This is a genomic window from Burkholderia sp. LFS061 (assembly GCF_047978125.1).
Taxonomy (GTDB): Bacteria; Pseudomonadota; Gammaproteobacteria; order Burkholderiales; family Burkholderiaceae; genus Burkholderia; species Burkholderia pyrrocinia_C.
The window spans coordinates 1-16,299 of record NZ_JBFPFS010000058.1; the positions used below are offsets into that span (position 1 = coordinate 1).

The 16,299-nt window shown below is 67.4% G+C and carries 13 protein-coding genes; 9 read left to right on the forward strand and 4 right to left on the reverse strand.

The annotated features are described in order from the left end of the window. Positions 1 to 209: 209 nt before the first annotated feature. From ACNQQL_RS31990 to ACNQQL_RS32000, 3 genes are all read right to left on the reverse strand, one after another. The gene (locus ACNQQL_RS31990) at positions 210 to 581 is read right to left on the reverse strand and encodes a nuclear transport factor 2 family protein (protein ID WP_347068311.1); all 372 of its coding nucleotides are present in this window, start codon (positions 579 to 581) and stop codon (positions 210 to 212) included. Between the two features lie 102 nt (positions 582 to 683). After that, positions 684 to 1,283: a hypothetical protein gene (locus ACNQQL_RS31995; RefSeq protein ID WP_347068264.1), complete on the reverse strand. Its 600-nt coding sequence runs from the start codon at positions 1,281 to 1,283 to the stop codon at positions 684 to 686. 372 nt (positions 1,284 to 1,655) lie between these two features. Beyond that, positions 1,656 to 2,660, reverse strand: a complete 1,005-nt coding sequence (locus tag ACNQQL_RS32000; protein WP_347068266.1) for an AraC family transcriptional regulator — start codon at positions 2,658 to 2,660, stop codon at positions 1,656 to 1,658. Between the two features lie 144 nt (positions 2,661 to 2,804). Between ACNQQL_RS32000 and ACNQQL_RS32005 the strand changes: the two genes are divergently transcribed. From ACNQQL_RS32005 to ACNQQL_RS32015, 3 genes are read left to right on the forward strand one after another with little or no spacing between them, the layout of a single operon-like run. After that, entirely contained in the window at positions 2,805 to 4,472 is a 1,668-nt protein-coding gene (locus tag ACNQQL_RS32005) for an acyl-CoA synthetase (protein WP_347068268.1), read from the forward strand. Positions 4,473 to 4,485: 13 nt separating this feature from the next. Next, positions 4,486 to 5,253 (forward strand): 3-hydroxyacyl-CoA dehydrogenase, encoded by a 768-nt coding sequence (locus tag ACNQQL_RS32010; protein WP_347068270.1) that lies wholly within the window; start codon positions 4,486 to 4,488, stop codon positions 5,251 to 5,253. Positions 5,254 to 5,271: 18 nt separating this feature from the next. Next, complete coding sequence (locus ACNQQL_RS32015; protein WP_347068272.1) at positions 5,272 to 6,462, forward strand: acetyl-CoA C-acetyltransferase; 1,191 nt, start codon at positions 5,272 to 5,274, stop codon at positions 6,460 to 6,462. Between the two features lie 109 nt (positions 6,463 to 6,571). Here ACNQQL_RS32015 and ACNQQL_RS32020 read toward each other — a convergent pair whose 3' ends face one another. Continuing rightward, positions 6,572 to 7,264, reverse strand: a complete 693-nt coding sequence (locus ACNQQL_RS32020; RefSeq protein WP_347068274.1) for a TetR/AcrR family transcriptional regulator — start codon at positions 7,262 to 7,264, stop codon at positions 6,572 to 6,574. 356 nt (positions 7,265 to 7,620) lie between these two features. Between ACNQQL_RS32020 and ACNQQL_RS32025 the strand changes: the two genes are divergently transcribed. The 6 genes from ACNQQL_RS32025 to ACNQQL_RS32050 all read left to right on the forward strand — a co-directional run bounded on the left by ACNQQL_RS32025 (position 7,621) and on the right by ACNQQL_RS32050 (position 16,271). Next, on the forward strand, positions 7,621 to 8,901 hold the full coding sequence (locus ACNQQL_RS32025; protein ID WP_347068276.1) for a Zn-dependent hydrolase: 1,281 nt from the start codon (positions 7,621 to 7,623) through the stop codon (positions 8,899 to 8,901). A gap of 127 nt (positions 8,902 to 9,028) precedes the next feature. Beyond that, the gene (locus ACNQQL_RS32030) at positions 9,029 to 10,366 is read left to right on the forward strand and encodes an NAD(P)-dependent oxidoreductase (RefSeq protein WP_347068278.1); all 1,338 of its coding nucleotides are present in this window, start codon (positions 9,029 to 9,031) and stop codon (positions 10,364 to 10,366) included. 55 nt (positions 10,367 to 10,421) lie between these two features. Beyond that, the gene (gene preA / locus ACNQQL_RS32035) at positions 10,422 to 11,729 is read left to right on the forward strand and encodes an NAD-dependent dihydropyrimidine dehydrogenase subunit PreA (RefSeq protein ID WP_174419637.1); all 1,308 of its coding nucleotides are present in this window, start codon (positions 10,422 to 10,424) and stop codon (positions 11,727 to 11,729) included. A 100-nt stretch (positions 11,730 to 11,829) separates the two neighbouring features. Further along, a complete protein-coding gene (locus tag ACNQQL_RS32040; RefSeq protein WP_347068280.1) occupies positions 11,830 to 13,338 on the forward strand; it encodes an NCS1 family nucleobase:cation symporter-1 in 1,509 nt (502 codons plus the stop codon). Between the two features lie 48 nt (positions 13,339 to 13,386). Continuing rightward, positions 13,387 to 14,844 (forward strand): dihydropyrimidinase, encoded by a 1,458-nt coding sequence (gene hydA / locus ACNQQL_RS32045; RefSeq protein WP_347068282.1) that lies wholly within the window; start codon positions 13,387 to 13,389, stop codon positions 14,842 to 14,844. Positions 14,845 to 14,996: 152 nt separating this feature from the next. Continuing rightward, entirely contained in the window at positions 14,997 to 16,271 is a 1,275-nt protein-coding gene (locus tag ACNQQL_RS32050) for a NupC/NupG family nucleoside CNT transporter (RefSeq protein ID WP_347068284.1), read from the forward strand. The last annotated feature ends 28 nt before the right edge of the window (positions 16,272 to 16,299 follow it).

Genomic DNA, 16,299 nt, shown 5'->3' on the forward strand with positions numbered 1-16,299 from the left:
TCAGGCTCCCTTAGCCAGAAACCCCCGCCCCACAAGGCGGGGGTTTTTGCATTTCAGCGACGGAAATGTGGGGCGCGCCGGGCAAGAGGTAGCGTGCTCCATCATCGCATCAACAGCAACTCTACTCACGACCGCCGGTCGCCTCGGTTCTTTTGAGCGTGATATGGTGAGCTATATTGCTTACCCCGCCCTCACCCATCCGGCGAGGGTTACATGATCTGCGATGCATGCCCGGCGACGACGCGCCAGCCGGCGCCCGATCGACGCCACAGGCGCGTATAGGCAAATGTGCCGTCGAATGCAGCGCCGTCAAAACGGCCGGCGAGCGTTGCCTTTGTCGTGGTCAGGATCATCTCGCCGATCTCGCATGCCCGCGTTTCGAGGAAATCGAGTCTGTCGAGACGCAGCAGCTTCGCGCGATGCATGGACAGATCGTCCTCCTTCGAGATGACCTGGCCGGTCGGGACGGTGAACACCAGATCGTCGTCCAGCAACGCATCGAGAGCGTCGACATCGTTGGCCAGCATCGCAGCACGAAGCGCGGTTTCGTAGGGTTCGATTACTGTACTGATTGCATCCATATCGGGACCTCTCACCATCTCTGAAGGCTTGTGGTTCCGCTCATCGGCGGTGACCTGTTGCAGCACGCAACGCGTCCCGAACACTGCGGCGACGGAAAGAGCCTACCGCGCGTTCGACAGCGATTGACGTCGAACCAGCATGACCAGGCAGATGCTGATCGACGCGATGATGTTGACGGCCGGATAGAACGCAACAGCGATGCTCCACGTGCTCAGTGCCAGCAACGCCAGCGCGTACTTGAGCACGCACAGCGCGAAATAGGCGAGGCTCTCGCTCCACGGATCGCGGATCGTCTTGCGGACGGTCGGGCCGAGACCGGCAAGCTCGATCAGCGTGACCAGGCAGATCGAGACCGTCGGATAGTCGGTCAGCATCCAGAGCGGAATGGCCGAAAGGGCTGCGCACAGGAAAAACCAGTCGATGGCTGTCCAGCCGCGTTCGCCGCGAAAAATGCTGGCGACCAACGTCAGGAAGCACGTGACGGCAATCGCCGCCGTGCACCATGCGGACGGCCCCGCACCCGCGACGAACTGGCCGGCGGCCGCGATCGCCGTGACGATCGACCACACGAGCCACGTGAACAGATGCGGACGAACGGTGCGCCGGTAGATCGCGAGCGCGTACGGAATCGCTGCCAGCAAAGACACGGCAGTTCCGATAACGCCAAAGAACGAAGCGGCATCCTGATCGACTCTCGCCATCGACGCAACCTTGTTCGCGCAGGCTGACCAGTATGTGGCCGGAAGGGTCGGGGCGCAATGTCGCCCCGGGCAGCGCCGCGGGCAGTTACGCGGTGCATTGCACCGGAATGCCGATGCCGGCGACCGATGCGGTCAAACGCAAACGAACCCAAACAAGCGGCACCGGGACCGTGAAGCAGTTGGAGCACCCGCTGCACGACGGCCGAATGAATAGAAATAACCTTGCATCGGTACGGGAGCGGTGGTGGTTTGTCGGTCGTTTGCCGTTGGGCATCGGTCGCGGACAGCCGCCGGCGCTTCACATCGTTATCAGCGTCGCGTGACGGGGGGCTCTGTATCCGCTGCGTACGACCCGCATCATCGACACGCGATTCAAGGTTCCGGATTCGCCGCATGCACGTCTCGCCGGAACGCGCCGGGGCTCGTGCCCGTCCATTTGCGGAACGCGCGATGAAATGCGCTTGGCTCGGTGAAGCCGAGCTCGGCCGCGATCTCCGCGACGCTGAGCGTGTGCCCGCGCAGCAGCGACTGGGCCAGCGCGCCGCGCAACTCATCCTTGATCGCAGCGAAGCTCTGCCCTTCACTGCGCAAACGCCGCCGCAGCGTCGCGGGCGTCGTGCCGAGGCGCACAGCCAGCGAATCGAAGTCGGGCCACTCGGCGGCGGGCAGCGCCTTCAGGTGCGCACGCGTCTTCGCGACCCAGCCCGTGTCGTGCCGGTAGCGGACCAGCAGGTTGCCGGGCGCGCCGCGCAGGAAGGTCTTCAGCGCCTGCGCGGAGCGGATCGTCGGCAGCGCGAGATACGCGGCGTTGAATGCGAGCCGGCTGTCGGGGCGGTCGAAATGCACGGGCACGCCGAAGAACTGGTGATAGTCGCTGCGCTGGTCGGGGCTCGGGCACGCGAAATCGATGCGCTGCAGCGGGATGCGCCGGCCGGTCAGCCAGCACGCGACGCCGAGCAGGATCAGCCAGAACGTCCGGTATGCGAATGCCGGATACGGTGTGCCCGACTGCGTCAGCACGATCTGCGCCTGCCCGTCGGCCACGACGAGCTCGCCGTGCGGCTCGTCGAGCACCACGCGCAGGAACTGCAGCGCCCGCCGCAGCGCCTGGTCGAGCGTGCCGGCGTGCAGCACCGCGTGGCACAGCAGCTTGAAGCTGCCTTGCCGCATCGGGCGCGCGGCGAGCCCGAAGAATTCGTCGTCGATCGTACCGGCGATCGCGAGCCACAGGCGGCCGTACTGTTGCGGCGTGACGGGCTCGCGCACGATGGCCGGCAGGCCGGCGGCGCGTAGCACCGGCTCGGTCGCGATGCGCTGCCGGCGCAGGCAAGCGAGCGCGTCGTCGACGAAATCCGGCGAAATCATCTGCGGCCCCATTTTCCTCCGTCCTCCCGACATGGCAAAAGCGATCACGATTCTAGATTCTGTTTGTCATTGATTGCAATGTGCCGGCTGTCTACTATCGATATATCCCCGTCGTGCCGCTGGCTCGCCGGCGGTCATAACGTACAGGAGACACGCATGCCTGATGGAGCAACCGCCCGGGCGGTGCCGGCTTACGCCGACGCCGTGGCCCGGTTCAGTATCGAGACCGCCGCCGCGCATCTGCACGGCGACCTGGAGCGCGGCCTGAACGCATGTGTCGAATGCTGCGACCGGCACGCATCGGCGGACGCGATCGCGCTCGACTGGATCGACGCGGGCGGGCAGCACCGCCGCTTCACGTTCGCGCAGATGCAGGCGCTGTCGGCACGCGTGGCGAACCTGCTGGTCGCGCAAGGCGTGAAGCCGGGCGACGTGGTGGCAGGCCTGTTGCCGCGCACGCCCGAGCTCGTCGCGACGATCCTCGGCACGTGGCGCGCGGGCGCCGTCTATCAGCCGCTGTTCACCGCGTTCGGCCCGAAGGCGATCGAGCACCGCCTGCGGATGAGCGCCGCGCGCCTGGTCGTGACCAACGTCGCGAATCGCGCTAAGCTCGACGAGATCGCCGATTGCCCGCCGGTTGCGACGGTGCGCGCGCCGGGCGAGCCGCTGCCGGAACGCGACATCGATTTCCGCGCGGCGCTCGACACGCAGCCCGACACGTTCGAGCCGGTGCTGCGCAAGGGCACGGACCTGTTCATGATGATGTCGACGTCGGGCACGACGGGCTTGCCGAAGGGCGTGCCGGTGCCGCTGCGCGCGCTGCTCGCGTTCGGCGCATACATGCGCGACGCGGTCGACCTGCGTGAAGGCGACCGGTTCTGGAACATCGCCGATCCGGGCTGGGCGTATGGCCTTTATTACGCGATCACAGGCCCGCTGTTGCTCGGCCACGCGACGACGCTCTACGAAGGCAGCTTCACGGTCGACAGCACGTACGACGTGATCGAACGGCTCGGCATCACGAGCCTCGCCGGCTCGCCGACCGCGTACCGGATGCTGATGGCGGCCGGTACGGAAGCAGCGGCGCGCGTGAAGGGCAAGCTGCGCGTGGTCAGCAGCGCGGGCGAGCCGCTGAATCCGGAAGTCGTGCGCTGGTTCGACGCGGCGCTCGGCGCGCCAATCTACGATCACTACGGCCAGACCGAACTCGGGATGGTCGTGAACAATCATCACGGCCTCGCGCACGTCGTGCACGCCGGCTCGGCCGGTTTGGCGATGCCCGGCTATCGCGTCGCGGTGCTCGACGAAGCGAGCCGCGAGCTCGGCCCCGGCGAGCCGGGCAACCTCGCGATCGACATCGCGCGCTCGCCGCTGCTGTGGTTCCACGGCTACTGGCAGCAGGACACGCCGGCGATCGCGGGCGGCTACTACCGGACCGGCGACAACGTCGAACTCGAGCCGGACGGCACCGTGAGCTTCATCGGCCGCGCGGACGACGTGATCACGTCGTCCGGCTACCGGATCGGCCCGTTCGACGTGGAAAGCGCGCTGATCGAGCATCCTGCCGTCAGCGAAGCCGCCGTGATCGGCGTGCCCGATCCGGAGCGCACGGAGATCGTCAAGGCGTTCGTCGTGCTGTCGAAGGGCTTCGACGGCACGCCGGCGCTGGCCGAGGAACTGAGCCAGCACGTGAAGCGGCGGCTGTCCGCCCACGCCTATCCTCGCGCGATCGACTTCGTCGACGCGCTGCCGAAAACCCCGAGCGGCAAGATCCAGCGCTTCGTGTTGCGCAAGATGGAAGCCGAGAAGGCCGCTCAACCCTGAATACGGATTGCCAATGAATATCAAGGATCGCGTTTTTCTGATTACGGGCGCCGGCTCGGGCCTCGGCGCCGCGGTGGCGCGCATGGCCGTCGCGCAAGGTGGCAAGGCCGTATTGCTGGACGTCAATGACGATGCCGGTGCGAGCCTCGCGCACGAACTCGGTGCGGCCGCGCGCTTCGTGAAGACCGACGTGACGAGCGAATCCGACGGGCAGGCGGCCGTGGCCGCCGCGCGCGATGCGTTCGGCCGCATCGACGCGCTCGTCAACTGCGCGGGCGTCGCGCCCGGCGAGAAGGTCGTCGGCCGCGACGGTCCGCACTCGCTGGATCGCTTCGCGCGCGCGGTGTCGATCAATCTCGTCGGCACGTTCAACATGATCCGGCTGGCCGCCGAAGCGATGTCGAAGCAGGATGCCGACGCGGAAGGCGAGCGCGGCGTGATCGTCAACACCGCGTCGGTCGCGGCGTTCGACGGGCAGATCGGGCAGGCCGCGTATGCGGCGTCGAAGAGCGGCGTGGTGGGCATGACGCTGCCGATCGCGCGCGAACTCGCGCGGTTCGGCATTCGTGTCGTGACGATCGCGCCCGGCATCTTCGCGACGCCGATGATGGCCGGCATGCCGCAGGACGTGCAGGATGCGCTCGGCAAGAGCGTGCCGTTCCCGCCGCGGCTCGGCCGCCCGGAAGAATTTGCGGCGCTGGTGCGCCACATCGCCGAGAACACGATGCTGAACGGCGAAGTCATCCGTCTCGATGGCGCGTTGCGCATGGCACCGCGCTGACACTGGAGGAAGCGAATCATGACGACTCAGGATCCGATCGTAATCGTTGGTATGGCGCGTACGCCGATGGGTGGCTTCCAGGGCGACCTTGCCGCGGCCAGCGCGAGCGAGCTCGGCGCGGTAGCGATTCGCGCGGCGCTCGAGCGTGCGAACGTGCCGGCCGAACGCATCGATGAAATCGTGTTCGGCTGCGTGCTGCCGGCCGGGCAGGGCCAGGCGCCGGCGCGGCAGGCCGCGCTGAAGGCCGGGCTGCCGCTCGGGGCGGGCGCGACCACGGTCAACAAGATGTGCGGCTCGGGGATGAAGGCCGCGATGTTCGCGCACGACCTGCTGCTGGCAGGGTCGGCGGGCGTGGCCGTCGCGGGCGGGATGGAAAGCATGACGAATGCGCCGTACCTGCTGCCGAAAGCGCGCGCGGGGATGCGGATGGGCCACGGCCAGGTGCTCGACCACATGTTCCTCGACGGGCTCGAGGACGCGTATGAAAAAGGCCGCCTGATGGGCACGTTCGCCGAGGATTGCGCGCAGGCGTACCAGTTCACGCGCGAAGCGCAGGATGCGTTTGCGATCGCGTCGCTGACGCGCGCGCAACGCGCGATCGCCGAAGGGCATTTCGTGTCGGAGATCGCGCCGGTGACCGTGAAGGCCGGCAAGACCGAAGCGGTCGTGTCGATCGACGAGCAGCCGGGCAAGGCGAAGCTCGACAAGATCCCGACGCTGAAGCCGGCATTCCGCGAAGGCGGCACGGTGACGGCAGCGAACGCATCGTCGATTTCGGACGGTGCCGCGGCGCTGGTGATGATGCGCCGCTCGGAAGCGGAACGCCTGGGCCTCGCGCCGAAGGCCGTGATCGTCGGGCATTCGACTTACGCGGACAAGCCGGGCCTGTTCGCGACCGCGCCGGTCGGCGCGCTGCGCAAGCTGTCGGAGAAAACCGGCTGGAACCTGCGCGACGTCGATCTGTTCGAGATCAACGAAGCGTTCGCGGTGGTGCCGATGGCCGCGATGCGCGATCTCGACCTGCCGCACGAGAGGGTCAACGTGCACGGCGGCGCGTGCGCGCTCGGGCATCCGATCGGCGCATCGGGCGCGCGCGTGATGGTGACGCTGCTGGCTGCGCTCGAAACGTATGGCTTGAAGCGCGGCGTCGCATCGCTGTGCATTGGCGGCGGCGAGGCGACGGCCATCGCGATCGAGCGCATCGCGTAACGTGTAACGCATAACACGCACGCTGCGACGCGGGCGACGGGTATCGCGCAGGAAACGCCTGCGTGGTGCTCGTCGCCCGTTTTTTATTCGGCGGCTCGCCGCGGTTGCGCTATGGTTTCGCGTTCGGCGACACCGCGCCGCATGCGCGTATCACGAGCTGCACGACCTGCTCGGTCTTCTCGTCGAACGCCTTTCGCGTGAACGCGCGCTTGCCGCTCAGCGCGCGGATCTGCGCATCGAAATCCGCATAGTGCTGCGTGGTCGCCCAGATCAGGTACATCAGCGCATGCGCGTCGATCGGCGCGAGCAGCCCGCGCGCGATCCAGCCGTCGATGACCTTCACGCGCGTGTCGAACCACGGCTTCACGCGTTGCGACAGGATGTCCTGCATGTGTTCCGCGCCATGGATGATCTCGTTGGCCCAGACCTTCGAGCCGAGCGGGCGCCGCCGCGACAGATTCATCTTCGCGCGCACGTAGCCGCCGATCGCTTTCACCGGATCGTCGCCGGCCTCGAACGAGCCGGCCGCGCGATGCCAGTCCTCGAACAGGTCGTCGAGCACGCGGCGGTACAGCGCGAGCTTCGTCGGGAAGTAGTAATGCACGTTTGCCTTCGGCAGGCCGGCGCGTTCCGCGATCATCGCGGTGCTCGCGCCGTCGAGCCCGCGCTCCGCGAACACGGCTTCCGCACAGGCAAGCAGGTGCGCTTCGTTGGACTCGCGGATGTGCGCTTTGCGTCGCCGCAAAGGCGCGGACGTTTCGTCGCTGTCGGTCGCTTCGGCTGCCGCCTCGTCATGTCTCATCGTTACCCTCGCGCGGCGGGCATGCCGCGTTGGGCTTCATTCTAGCCGCTGATTTGCGTCGAACGCACGCTTGCGGACGCTGCGCATCCGCAGCGATGCTGCGTTGCGATGGCACGTTTCTCGCTCTATCGAACCACGAAAGAAAGACATTGCTTTGGTCATTTTGATCGTCTAAAACCTGTCCAATCGGACAGGATTCGACGAGCGACGGAAAGCGGTTCCGGCGATTCGTCGGACGAACTTCGCGCACGACCGGGACATGCACCGCGCATGGGCGGATCTGCCCCGAAACAGGCATTGCACGCACCGGCACAGACCGGGCTGACGACATCACCGACCCCACAGGAGCGATGCGAATGAACGCGGTATCGGAAACAGTGAAGCGGCCGGTCTTCGACCCGTCGATCAAGGTCGACGGCAAGCGGTTGTGGGACAGCCTGATGGAAGTCGCGAAGATCGGCGCGACGCCGAAAGGCGGCGTGTGTCGCCTCGCGCTGACCGATCTCGACAAGGCCGGCCGCGATCTGATCGTCGGCTGGGCGAAGGCCGCCGGCTGCACGGTGACGGTCGATACGATGGGCAACGTGTTCATGCGCCGCGCGGGCCGCGTGGCGGACGCGGCGCCGGTCGTCACGGGCTCGCACGCGGATTCGCAGCCGACGGGCGGCCGCTTCGACGGCATCTACGGCGTGCTCGGCGGCCTCGAGGTGATTCGCAGTCTCAACGATCACGGGATCGAAACCGAGCATCCGGTCGAGGTCGTGATCTGGACCAACGAAGAGGGCTCGCGCTTCGCGCCCGCGATGGTCGCGTCCGGTGTGTTCGCGGGCGTGTTCCCGCTCGAATACGGGCTGTCGCGCAAGGACGTCGACGGCAAGACGATCGGCGAGGAGCTGGCGCGCATCGGCTACGCGGGCGACGTGCCGTGCGGCGGCCGCAAGCTGCACGCGGCGTTCGAACTGCATATCGAGCAGGGGCCGATTCTCGAAGCGGAGTGCAAGACGATCGGCGTCGTGACCGATGCGCAGGGGCAGCGCTGGTACGAGATCACGTTCACCGGCCAGGAAGCGCATGCGGGGCCGACGCCGATGCCGCGCCGCCGCGACGCGCTGCTCGGCGCGTCGCGCGTGGTCGATCTCGTCAACCGGATCGGCCTCGATCATGCGCCGTTCGGCTGCGCGACGGTCGGCATGATGCAGATCCATCCGAACTCGCGCAACGTGATTCCCGGCCGCGTGTTCTTCACCGTCGATTTTCGTCATCCTGACGACGCCGTGCTCGCGCAGATGGACGCCGCGCTGCGCGACGGCGTCGCGCGCATCGCGGCCGGCATCGGGCTCGAAACGGAACTCGAGCAGATTTTCTACTACAAGCCCGTCGCGTTCGATGCGGCGTGCGTGGCGGCCGTGCGTGACGCGGCCGATCGCTTCGGCTACTCGCGCCGCGACATCGTGTCGGGCGCGGGGCACGACGCATGCTATCTGGCGCAGGTCGCGCCGACGTCGATGGTGTTCGTGCCGTGCGTCGACGGCATCAGCCACAACGAGATCGAGGACGCGACGCCCGCGTGGATCGAGGCCGGCGCGAACGTGCTGCTGCACGCGATGCTGTCGCGCGCATGCGAGCCGGCTTCATGACGAATCGACCGTAGCAGCCGGCAGGCTGCGCATCGCCTGACCGTAGGATTCCTCAGCATGACCGCCCCGACTGTGCATTCGCAGCCGGCGGGGACGGCTTTGTCTCCACCCAGTCGAAGGAACGCGTATGACCACCAAGCCAACCGGCGATATCGCCGCGCATCGCCTGTCGTCCACGCAACTCTCGTGCGAATTCGCCGATATCGCGCCGCTGCTCGATCCGACTGCCGCGGCGGCCGCTGCCAGCCGCTGCCACTACTGCTACGACGCGCCGTGCGTGCACGTGTGCCCGACGCAGATCGACATCCCGAGCTTCATCCGCAAGATCGGCAACGGCAACCTGAAAGGCGCCGCGACCGACATCCTGTCCGCGAATCCGCTCGGCGGCATGTGCGCACGCGTGTGTCCGACCGAGATCCTGTGCGAAGGCGCGTGCGTGCGCAACCATCAGGATGCGCAGCCGGTCGCGATCGGCGCGCTGCAGCGGCACGCGACCGACTGGGCGATGGCGACCGGTGCGGTGCGTTTTACGCGTGCGCCCGATACGGGCCGCCATGTCGCGGTGGTCGGCGCGGGGCCGGCCGGGCTCGCGTGTGCGCACCGGCTCGCGGTCGCCGGGCACCGCGTGACGCTGTTCGACGCGCGCCCGAAGGCTGGTGGCCTCGACGAATACGGGATCGCCGCGTACAAGACTGTCGACGATTTCGCGCAGCGTGAAGTCGAATGGCTGCTGTCGGTCGGCGGCATCACGCTGAAAACGGGTGTTGCGCTCGGACGCGACATGACGCTCGACACGCTGCGCGAGCAGCACGACGCAGTGTTTCTCGCGATGGGCCTCGGCGGCGTGCGCGCGCTCGCGATCGACGGTGAGCAACTGACCGGCGTGATGAACGCGGTCGACTTCATCGAGCAGGTGCGGCAGGCCGACGGGCTGGAGAACGTGCCGGTCGGGCGGCGCGTGGTCGTGATCGGCGGCGGCAATACGGCCATCGATGCGGCCGTGCAGAGCCGCAAGCTCGGCGCCGAGCGCGTGACGATGGTGTACCGGCGCGGCGTGGAGGCGATGAGCGCGACGTGGGCCGAACGCGAGTTCGCGCAGAAGTGCGGTGTCACGCTCGTCACGCACGCGAAGCCGGTGCGCATCGCGGGCGCAAACGGGCAGGTGACGGGCGTCGAGTTTGAAGCGGCATCGGGCGAGCGCTTCGCCGTCGAAGCGGACATGGTGCTGAAGGCGATCGGCCAGACGCTGGTGCCCGACGGCGTCGCGGCCGCGTTGCTGACGGCGGACGGCACGCGTATCGCGGTGGACGCGGACGGGCGCACGGCACTGCCCGACATATGGGCCGGCGGCGATTGCGCGGCGACGGACGGCATCGACCTCACGGTGCAGGCCGTGCAGGACGGCAAGCGCGCGGCCGCGTCGATCGACGCGGCGCTCGCGCTGCGCGACGCGAAGGCCGCATAGGCGCCCGCGCACGCATCCACTCCACGACAACGACCCCACTTTCACGGAGCCGAACATGGCCGACCTTCGCTGCACCATCGCGGGCATCACTTCGCCGAATCCCTTCTGGCTCGCGTCCGCGCCGCCGACCGACAAGGCCTACAACGTCAACCGCGCGTTCGAGGCGGGCTGGGGCGGCGTCGTGTGGAAGACGCTCGGGCTCGATCCGCACGTCGTCAACGTCAGTTCGCGCTACGGCGCCGTGCAGTGGAACGGCCAGCGCATCGCGGGGCTGAACAACATCGAGCTGATCACCGACCGTCCGCTCGACGTGAACCTGAGAGAGATCGCGCAGGTCAAGCGCGACTGGCCGGACCGCGCGCTGATCGTGTCGCTGATGGTGCCGTGCAACGAGCGCGACTGGAAATGGATCCTGCCGCTCGTCGAGGATACGGGCGCCGACGCGGTCGAGCTGAACTTCGGCTGCCCGCACGGGATGAGCGAGCGCGGGATGGGCGCGGCCGTCGGGCAGGTGCCCGAATATGTCGAGATGGTCACGCGCTGGGTCAAGGAGGGAACGAAGCTGCCGTGCCTCGTGAAACTCACGCCGAACATCAGCGACATCCGCATGGGGTCGCGTGCCGCGTACAAGGGCGGTGCGGACGGCGTGTCGCTGATCAACACGATCAACTCGATCGTTGCGGTCGATCTCGACCACATGGCGCCGATGCCGACCGTCGACGGCAAGGGTACGCACGGCGGCTATTGCGGCCCGGCGGTCAAGCCGATCGCGCTGAACATGGTCGCGGAGATCGCGCGCGATCCGGAAACGCCGAACCTGCCGATCTCCGGTATCGGCGGCATTTCGACATGGCGTGACGCGGCCGAATTCATCGTGCTCGGCGCCGGCAGCGTGCAGGTGTGCACCGCGGCGATGCATTACGGCTTCCGGATCGTGTCGGATCTCGCCGACGGGCTGTCGAACTGGATGGACGAAAAGGGCTACGCGACGCTCGACGACGTGCGCGGCCGCGCGGTGCCGAACGTGACCGACTGGAAATACCTGAACCTGAAATACGACATCAAGGCGCGCATCGATCAGGACCGCTGCATCCAGTGCGGGCTGTGCCATATCGCGTGCGAGGACACGTCGCACCAGGCGATCACGCGCGAGAAGGACGGCGTGCGCCACTTCGAAGTGATCGATTCGGAGTGCGTCGGGTGCAATCTTTGCATGCACGTGTGTCCGGTCGAGCAATGCATCACGATGGAGCGCGTCGATTCGGGCGAGTACGCGAACTGGACCACGCATCCGAACAATCCGGCGCGCACCGATGCGGGGGCGAGCCCGGCTGCGCCCGAGAAGCACGCGAAGGCGGCTTGACCTGCGTCCGGCGGCGCGGGAGATCCGGCGCCGCCGTTTTTCGTTTCCGTGAGCCGGCATCGCATGATGCCGGCGCTGACGTTTACGTGGAGTGCGATCGATGAAACCCGCAGCGACCCCCGCCGATTCCGACAGCGCCGCGGCGCAGGGCGGCAGCCTGTACAACGACGACCTCGCGCCGACGACGCCGGCGCAGCGCACGTGGAAGTGGTATCACTTCGCCGCGCTATGGGTCGGGATGGTGATGAACATCGCGTCGTACATGCTTGCGGCCGGGCTGATCCAGGAGGGCATGTCGCCGTGGCAGGCGGTGATGACCGTGCTGCTCGGCAACCTGATCGTGCTCGTGCCGATGCTGCTGATCGGACATGCGGGCGCGAAGCACGGGATTCCGTACGCGGTGCTCGTGCGCGCATCGTTCGGCACGCAGGGCGCGAAGCTGCCGGCGCTACTGCGCGCGATCGTCGCGTGCGGCTGGTACGGCATCCAGACCTGGCTCGGCGGCAGCGCGATCTACACGCTGCTGAACATCCTGACCGGCAACGCGCTGCATGGCGCGGCGCTGCCGGTCGTCGGCATCTCGTTCGGGCAGCTCGCGTGCTTCCTCGTGTTCTGGGCGCTGCAGCTCTACTTCATCCTGCACGGCACCGATTCGATCCGCTGGCTCGAAAGCTGGTCCGCGCCGATCAAGGTCGTGATGTGCGTGGCGCTCGTATGGTGGGCGACGTCGAAGGCGGGCGGCTTCGGCTCGATGCTGTCGGCGCCGTCGCAGTTCGCGGCGGGCGGCAAGAAGGCCGGGCTGTTCTGGGCGACCTTCTGGCCGGGCCTGACCGCGATGGTCGGCTTCTGGGCGACGCTCGCGCTGAACATTCCCGATTTCACGCGCTTCGCGCATTCGCAGCGCGACCAGGTGATCGGGCAGTCGATCGGGCTGCCGCTGCCGATGGCGCTGCTGTCGGTGGTGTCGGTCGTCGTGACGTCGGCGACCGTCGTGATCTACGGCAACGCGATCTGGGACCCGATCGACCTGACGAGCCGGATGACGGGCATCGGCGTGGGCATCGCGCTCGTGATCCTCACGCTCGACACGATGTGCTGCAACCTCGCCGCGAATCTCGTCGGCCCCGCGTACGACTTCTCGAGCCTGTGGCCGAAGGCCATCTCGTACCGCGCGGGCGGGATGATCACCGCGACGATCGCGATCGTGATGATGCCGTGGAAGATCCTCGCGACGACGGACGGTTATATCTTCACCTGGCTCGTCGGTTATTCGGCGCTGCTCGGGCCCGTCGCGGGCATCATGATGGTCGACTACTTCCTGATTCGCGGCACGCAGCTCGACACGCGCGCGCTGTTCGACGAGCGCGGTGGCTTCAGCTACGCGCGCGGCTGGAACCCGGCCGCGCTGGCCGCGCTCGCGGTCGGCGTGCTGCCGAACCTGCCAGGTTTCCTGCACACCGCATTTCCGGCGTCGTTTCCGAACGTGCCGGCGTTCTTCAACACGCTTTACACGTACGCGTGGTTCGTCGGCCTCGTGCTGGCGTCGGGCGTGTACGGCACCTGGATGAAGTGGCGCGCCGGACAGCGCGCGCAGATCGCGAGCGCATGACGCGCGGCACCGCATGCGGAACCCGACAGTCAACGAGGAGGCAACCAAATGGCAATCCTGATTCGCGGCGGCACCGTGGTCGATGCGGACCGCTCCTATCGCGCGGACGTGCTCTGCGCGGACCCGCAGGACGGCGGCACGATCCTGCAGATCGCCGAGCAGATCGACGCGCCGGCCGGCGCGAGCGTCGTCGACGCGCACGACCAGTACGTGATGCCGGGCGGCATCGATCCGCATACGCACATGGAACTGCCGTTCATGGGCACGACCGCGAGCGACGATTTCTACTCGGGCACGGCCGCCGGGCTGTCGGGCGGCACGACGAGCATCATCGACTTCGTGATCCCGAGCCCGAAGCAGCCGCTGATGGACGCGTTCCTCGAATGGCGCGGCTGGGCCGAGAAGGCGGCGGCCGACTACGGCTTCCACGTGGCGGTGACGTGGTGGGACGAGAGCGTGCACCGCGACATGGGCACGCTCGTGCGCGAGCACGGCGTGTCGAGCTTCAAGCACTTCATGGCGTACAAGAACGCGATCATGGCCGACGACGAGATCCTCGTGAACAGCTTCTCGCGTTCGCTCGAACTCGGCGCGCTGCCGACCGTGCACGCGGAGAACGGCGAGCTCGTGTTCCGGCTGCAGCAGGCGCTGCTCGCGCGCGGGATGACGGGGCCTGAGGCGCATCCGTTGTCGCGTCCGCCGGAGGTCGAAGGCGAGGCCGCAAACCGCGCGATCCGCATCGCGCAGGTGCTCGGCGTGCCCGTGTATATCGTGCACGTATCGGCGAAGGATGCGGTCGACGCGATCACGCGCGCGCGCAGCGAAGGGCTGCGCGTGTTCGGCGAAGTGCTGCCGGGCCACCTGGTGATCGACGAGGCCGTTTATCGCGACCCGGACTGGACGCGTGCGGCCGCACACGTGATGAGCCCGCCGTTCCGCTCGGCCGAGCATCGCGAAGCGCTGTGGCGCGGGCTGCAGTCGGGGCAGCTGCATACGACGGCAACCGATCACTGCGTGTTCTGCGCATCGCAGAAGGCGATGGGCCGCGACGATTTCACGAGGATTCCGAACGGCTGCGGCGGCGTCGAGGATCGCATGTCGGTGCTGTGGCATCACGGCGTGAATCGCGGCCGCATCACGCCGAACGAGTTCGTGCGGATCACGTCGACGAACGCCGCGCAGATCTTCAACCTGTATCCGCGCAAGGGCGCCGTGCAGGTGGGCGCCGATGCCGACCTCGTCGTGTGGGATCCGGCCGCGACGAAGACGATCTCGGTGAAGACCCACCACCAGCAGGTCGACTTCAACGTGTTCGAGGGAATGACGGTGCAGGGCGTCGCGACGCACACGCTCACGCGCGGCGCGCTCGCGTGGGCCGATGGCGACCTGCGCGCGGTGCGCGGCGCGGGCCGCTATCTGAAACGCCCGCCTGCGGCTGGCTACTACGCGGCCGCACGCATTGCGAACCGGCTGCGCGAACCGCATCCGGTCGAGCGCGCGGGCTGAACGGTGCGTGTCGCGCGGGGCGTGTCCGTTCGCACGGCACGCCCCGCATGCATTTGAGCGTGCCGACCGGGTAATATCCACCGACAGCGTTGCACGAACGTTCCCGGCGGCGTGCGGGACAGATCAATAACATCGAGAGAAAGGAGCACAAGGTGGATATTCTGCGCAGTCTCCTGGGTATGCTGTTCCTGCTGCTGGTTGCGTATCTGCTGTCGAACAACCGGCGCGCGGTGAGCGGCCGGACCATGATCGCAGCGCTGCTCACGCAGCTCGCGATCGGTGCGCTGGTGCTGTTCGTGCCGTCCGGCCGCGCGGCACTGGCAGCGGCCGCGAACGGCGTCAATCGCGTGCTCGACATGGGCAATCACGGCATCGCGTTCGTGTTCGGCGGGCTGGTCGACAGCCGGATGTTCCAGTTGTTCGGCGACGGCGGGTTCGTATTCGGCCTGCGCGTGCTGCCGATGATCATCTTCGTCACCGCGCTGATCGCGGTGCTGTACTACGTCGGCGTGATGAAGTGGCTCGTCGCGATCCTCGGTGCAGGGCTGGCGAAAGTGCTTGGCGTGAGCCGTATCGAGGCGTGCTCCGCCGTCGCGACGATCTTCCTCGGGCAAAGCGAGATGCCCGCGCTCGTGAAGCCGTTCGTGCGGAACATGACGAGCGCCGAGATCTTCACGGTGATGGCGAGCGGCATGGCGTCGGTCGCGGGCTCGGTGCTGGTCGGCTACGCCGGCCTCGGCGTGAAGATGGAGTATCTGCTCGCCGCGTCGTTCATGGCGGTGCCGGGCGGGCTGCTGTTCGGCAAGCTGCTGTTTCCGACCGTCGAGCCGAGCCGCGTCGTGGTCGACGGTCTCGATTTCGACGACAAGCGGGCCGCCAACGTGATCGAGGCGGCGGCGTCCGGCGCGTCGGTCGGCCTGCGGATCGCGATCAACGTCGGCGCGATGCTGATCGCGTTCGTGGGGCTCATCGCGCTGATGAACCTCATCGTCGGCGGCGTGGCCGCGTTCGCGGGCTTTCCGCAGGTCACGCTGCTGGGCATCCTCGGCCACCTGTTCGCGCCGCTTGCGTGGATCATCGGCGTGCCGTGGCACGACGCGGCGCTGGCCGGCAATTTCATTGGCGAGAAACTGATCTTCAACGAGTTCGTCGCGTACGGCGACCTGTCGCCGTACCTGAAGGGCAGCGAGCACGTCGCGGCGGCCGGCCTGCAAGTGCTCGACCCGAAGACGCTCGCGATCGTGTCGTTCGCGCTGTGCGGCTTCGCGAACTTCTCGTCGATCGCCATTCTCGCGGGCGGCTTCAGCGCAGTCGCGCCGGAGCGTCGGTCGGAAGTCGCACGGCACGGCTTGCGTGCGCTGACGGCCGCGACACTGTCGAACCTGATGAGCGCCGCGATTGCCGGCCTGTTCTTCTCCCTGCATTGAACCGCGCAGCGGCCACTGACCGATCGAG

Coding starts and splice junctions, on each gene's coding strand:
- ACNQQL_RS31990 (WP_347068311.1), bottom strand. CDS start 581: ATGGATGCAATCAGTACAGTAATCGAACCCTACGAAACCGCGCTTCGT.
- ACNQQL_RS31995 (WP_347068264.1), bottom strand. CDS start 1,283: ATGGCGAGAGTCGATCAGGATGCCGCTTCGTTCTTTGGCGTTATCGGA.
- ACNQQL_RS32000 (WP_347068266.1), bottom strand. CDS start 2,660: ATGGGGCCGCAGATGATTTCGCCGGATTTCGTCGACGACGCGCTCGCT.
- ACNQQL_RS32005 (WP_347068268.1), top strand. CDS start 2,805: ATGCCTGATGGAGCAACCGCCCGGGCGGTGCCGGCTTACGCCGACGCC.
- ACNQQL_RS32010 (WP_347068270.1), top strand. CDS start 4,486: ATGAATATCAAGGATCGCGTTTTTCTGATTACGGGCGCCGGCTCGGGC.
- ACNQQL_RS32015 (WP_347068272.1), top strand. CDS start 5,272: ATGACGACTCAGGATCCGATCGTAATCGTTGGTATGGCGCGTACGCCG.
- ACNQQL_RS32020 (WP_347068274.1), bottom strand. CDS start 7,264: ATGAGACATGACGAGGCGGCAGCCGAAGCGACCGACAGCGACGAAACG.
- ACNQQL_RS32025 (WP_347068276.1), top strand. CDS start 7,621: ATGAACGCGGTATCGGAAACAGTGAAGCGGCCGGTCTTCGACCCGTCG.
- ACNQQL_RS32030 (WP_347068278.1), top strand. CDS start 9,029: ATGACCACCAAGCCAACCGGCGATATCGCCGCGCATCGCCTGTCGTCC.
- preA (WP_174419637.1), top strand. CDS start 10,422: ATGGCCGACCTTCGCTGCACCATCGCGGGCATCACTTCGCCGAATCCC.
- ACNQQL_RS32040 (WP_347068280.1), top strand. CDS start 11,830: ATGAAACCCGCAGCGACCCCCGCCGATTCCGACAGCGCCGCGGCGCAG.
- hydA (WP_347068282.1), top strand. CDS start 13,387: ATGGCAATCCTGATTCGCGGCGGCACCGTGGTCGATGCGGACCGCTCC.